General features: G+C 71.3%; 4 protein-coding genes and 2 pseudogenes. 2 read left to right on the top strand and 4 right to left on the bottom strand.

The annotated features are described in order from the left end of the window. Positions 1-208 (top strand): annotated as a pseudogene (locus EFK10_RS34420) (hypothetical protein); the annotation flags it as partial. A 185-nt stretch (positions 209-393) separates the two neighbouring features. Here the strand turns inward: EFK10_RS34420 and EFK10_RS34415 are convergent. Continuing rightward, the gene (locus EFK10_RS34415; protein ID WP_127359569.1) at positions 394-930 is read right to left on the bottom strand and encodes a hypothetical protein; all 537 of its coding nucleotides are present in this window, start codon (positions 928-930) and stop codon (positions 394-396) included. A 114-nt stretch (positions 931-1,044) separates the two neighbouring features. On the opposite strand from EFK10_RS34415, the gene EFK10_RS34410 reads away from it, so the two are divergent. Further along, positions 1,045-1,332: a hypothetical protein gene (locus EFK10_RS34410; RefSeq protein WP_127359568.1), complete on the top strand. Its 288-nt coding sequence runs from the start codon at positions 1,045-1,047 to the stop codon at positions 1,330-1,332. 269 nt (positions 1,333-1,601) lie between these two features. Here EFK10_RS34410 and EFK10_RS34405 read toward each other — a convergent pair whose 3' ends face one another. The 3 genes and pseudogenes from EFK10_RS34405 to EFK10_RS34395 form a co-directional block, all read right to left on the bottom strand. After that, the gene (locus tag EFK10_RS34405; protein WP_127359567.1) at positions 1,602-2,693 is read right to left on the bottom strand and encodes a prenyltransferase/squalene oxidase repeat-containing protein; all 1,092 of its coding nucleotides are present in this window, start codon (positions 2,691-2,693) and stop codon (positions 1,602-1,604) included. Continuing rightward, entirely contained in the window at positions 2,690-3,430 is a 741-nt protein-coding gene (locus tag EFK10_RS34400; RefSeq protein ID WP_127359566.1) for a class I SAM-dependent methyltransferase, read from the bottom strand. The genes EFK10_RS34405 and EFK10_RS34400 overlap by 4 nt, the downstream gene beginning before the upstream one ends. Positions 3,431-3,443: 13 nt before the next feature. Beyond that, positions 3,444-3,663 (bottom strand): annotated as a pseudogene (locus tag EFK10_RS34395) (glycosyltransferase family 1 protein); the annotation flags it as partial.

The raw sequence follows: 3,663 nt of genomic DNA, 5'->3' as shown, positions 1-3,663 counted from the left end.
CACCGCCCCCGAGTTCACCGCCTTCTGGTTCGCCGTCCCGGTGGCCCGCCCCCTCTTCCCCGAGGACGGCTCCCCCACCCCCATCGCCGAGCTCGCCCCCGGCACCTGGTACCTCGCGGTCGACCAGCGCGGCCCCGCTCTCATCGCCCAGACCCAGGACGGCCGCCGCGGCGTCCTCCCGGACACAAACGGCATCCAGCGCGGCTGACCCAACGACCCCGCCACCCCCACGGCCCTCGCCCTTTCACGGCGGGGGCCATTGCCTCACCCCCGGCCACCGGACGGAGTCCGGCCCAGCCGCCCCCCGAACGGCTCGACCTGTGGCGGGATGGCCGGTCACGGATCTGCTGGTGACCGCGCCCGACCCGGAGACGCTGCGCGTACTCGCCGAGCTCAACCACCATTGAGCTGGGACAGCGACGGCACCTTGTCCGTCACCGTGGCCCCCGCGTCCTTGCCCGCCGTCTTCACGCTGCTGATGGTGTCCTGGAAGTTGTTGACCACGCTGTCCGTCGACTCGCCGTTGCGCAGCTTGGCCGGCAGGTCCTTGAGGGAGTCGATGGCGCCGGACAGCGGCACGACCAGCTTGGACAGTGTGGGGTCGCCCTTCGCGTTGTTCATCGCGTGCTTCAGCCGGTTGTACGCGAAGGTGCCCGCGAGCCCCGCCTTCACGAGGGCGACGGTCCGGCCGTTCGCGCCCTTCTTGAACTTACCGTTGCGGTAGGGCTTGACGATCCACTGGTACGTGGCTCCCGCCGCCAGTCCGGCGTTGGCCACGAAGCGGGTCTTGGCCAGCCTCTGCTTCGCCACCGAGGAGGTCGGGCTCGCGCCGCCCGCAGAGATGTCTGACGAGGCGTTACCGCTGCACGCGGGCAGCACGAAGAGGGCGCCTGCGAGCAGGATCGCGGTGACGGTGCGGCGCAGGGGCATGACTGTTCTCCAGGGGGCTGGTGCGAGGCACAGACATCCGCATCGTCACCCGGCTCCGCCGACCCGGCCACTCGAGAGGGGTTTCGAATCGCCCATCCGGGCAACCCGCTCTACATGTCCAGACGATACGGCGGCAATCCCGCCGCGACGATCATCGCGATCGTTGCCGATGTCGCGGCGTTCTTCCTTCTACTGTGGATCCTGCTGTGGTTGCTCGACGCCAATCGCGCGAACGACCTCGTCAACTGGATCCATAACGTGGCGTTCTGGCTTGGCGGCTGGGCCCACAACCTCTTCCGCGTGAGCCGGGACTGGCAGCGTGTGCTGCTGGACTACGGCCTCCCGGCCGTGGTCTATCTCCTCCTCGGCCATGCCATCGCAGGTCGGGTCAACAGGGTTTAGAGGCCGCGCGAATAGGTGGGGTGGGTGAAGGAGCGGGGCGAGGGGCAAGTCTGGCAAGGCGGTGGGGGCACTCTCCCCCGGACTCCGTCCGGGGGGACCCCCACCAGCCTTCGGCCGGTGGGGGTGCCCCCGGCGAAGCCAGGGGGAGGACCCCCACCCAGCCGCCAGGCTGGGGGACGTCGTCGACCGACGACAAAGCCGCCAGGCGCCGCCCATCGGCACGCGACGCCGCCCCACCTATTCGCGCGGCCTCTTATGCCTGCTGGCTCTCAGGAGCAGCAGCCCGTCGCACTGGTGTCCGGCTCCAACCCGACCGGGAGGCGGTCACCGCCGAAGACGGCGGTGGTCGCCTCGTCGCCGCCCAGCGCGGCCACGGCGAGCAGCATCGCGCCCGCCGTCCAGGTGGTGCGCTCCTGAGGCCATATGGCCCGGTCCTTGAACTCGTAGCCTGTCCAGTACATACCGTCGTCCGCGCGCAGGTGCTGGATGTCGGCGAGGATCCGTACCGCGCGGTCGGACTCCCCCATCGCCCAGAGCGCGAGGGCCAGTTCGGCGCTCTCGCCGCCGGTGACCCACGGGTTGGGTACGACGCACCTCACGCCCAGGCCCGGCACGACGAAGCGGTTCCAGCCGCCGTCGATGCGCTCCAGGGCCGCCGCGCCGCGCAGGGCGCCGCCGAGGACCGGGTAGTACCAGTCCATCGAGTAGCGGTCCTTGTCCAGGAACAGCTCCGGGTGCCGGCGTACGGCGTGACCGAGCGCCCCGGCCGCCAACTCCCAGTCGGGCTGCGGGTCCTCGCGGTGCTCGGCGACGGCCAGGGCGCAGCGCAGCGCCTGGTAGATGGAGGAGGAGCCGGTGAGCAGTGCCTCGTCCGGGTGGCTGCCGTCGGTGTCGCGCTTCCAGGCGATCTGGCCGCCGGGCAGCTGCAGTGCGAGGACGTACTCGACGGCGGCGTAGAGGGTCGGCCACATGCTGTCCAGGAAGGTGTCGTCGCCGGTGGACATGTAGTGGTGCCACACGCCGACCGCTATGTACGCGACGAAGTTGGTCTCGCTGCCGCGGTCGCCGGGCTCGCCCTCGGCGCCGTCCGCGTAGAGGTAGGAGGCATACCAGGAGCCGTCCTGGTTCTGCCGTGCGGCCAGCCAGCGGTAGGCGGCCTCGGCCCGCTCGTGCTCGCCGGCGGCGTCCAGGGCCATGGCGGCCTCGACGTGGTCCCAGGGGTCGAGGTGACCGCCGGCGAACCAGGGGATGGCTCCGTCGGGGCGCTGGACAGCGGCGATCCCGGCGACGGTCTGGGCGGCCTGTTCGGCGGTGAGCACCCCGGGGAGGGTGAGGTGCTCGGTGCGCCCGGGAGAGCTCACGCGTCCACCTCGGGCGCGACCGGCGCGTGCGGCTTGGTCGCGTAGGCCACGAAGCTCTTCCCGATCAAGGGGTTCAGGGCCTGCTCGGCGAGCCTGGTGGCCAGTGGCTTCTTCATGATGTCCCAGACCAGGAGCTTGTGATACAGCTTCACCGGCAGCGCCTGATCGTTGTCGACGCCGACCGCGCACTTGATCCACCAGTACGGGGAGTGCAGGCCGTGCGCGTGATGCGTGCCGTACGGGCGCAGCCCGGCCTCGCGGATCCGGCCGAGCAGTTCGTCGGCGCGGTAGATGCGGATGTGGCCGCCCTCGACCTCGTGGTAGGCGTCGGAGAGGGCCCAGCAGATCTTCTCGGGGCCGTAGCGGGGCACGGTGATGGCGATGAGGCCGCCGGGCTTGAGGACGCGCACCATTTCGGCGAGGACGCCCTTGTCGTCGTGGATGTGCTCCATGACCTCGGAGATGATCACCCGGTCGAAGCTGTCGTCGGGGAAGGGGAGTTGGAGCGCGTTCCCCTCCATCGCGATCGCGCTGGCGGAGGCCGGGGCCTCGCCGGCCTCCTTCATGGCCGCGAACCACCTGGCGACCTCGCGGATCTCGTCGCCGTTCTGGTCGAGGGCGACCACGTTGGCACCGCGCCGGTAGCACTCGAAGGCGTGGCGGCCGGCGCCGCAGCCCAGGTCGAGCACCCGGTCGCCGGGGGCGAGCGGGAAGCGGGAGAAGTCGACGGTCAGCACGGAGGGCTCTCTCTTATCCGGCGATGGGGGCAGCGGGGCGTACGGCAGAAATTCCGGGGGCCTGACCGGCGCCGCTCTGGGCGGCGATCGCGGCGCGGTAGTGCTCGGCGGTGCCGATGGCGGCCTGCCGCCAGGTGAAGCGGGCCAGCACCCGGTCACGCCCGGCCAAGCCGAGGCGGCGGCGCAGCCCGGCGTCGGCGAGCAGCCGGCCGAGGCCGTGCGCGAGGGCGCCG

The organism is Streptomyces soli (assembly GCF_003999195.1).
Classification (GTDB): Bacteria; Actinomycetota; Actinomycetes; order Streptomycetales; family Streptomycetaceae; genus Actinacidiphila; species Actinacidiphila soli.
This window is presented reverse-complemented; position numbering and strand designations above follow the sequence as displayed.

Coding starts and splice junctions, on each gene's coding strand:
- EFK10_RS34415 (WP_127359569.1), bottom strand. CDS start 930: ATGCCCCTGCGCCGCACCGTCACCGCGATCCTGCTCGCAGGCGCCCTC.
- EFK10_RS34410 (WP_127359568.1), top strand. CDS start 1,045: ATGTCCAGACGATACGGCGGCAATCCCGCCGCGACGATCATCGCGATC.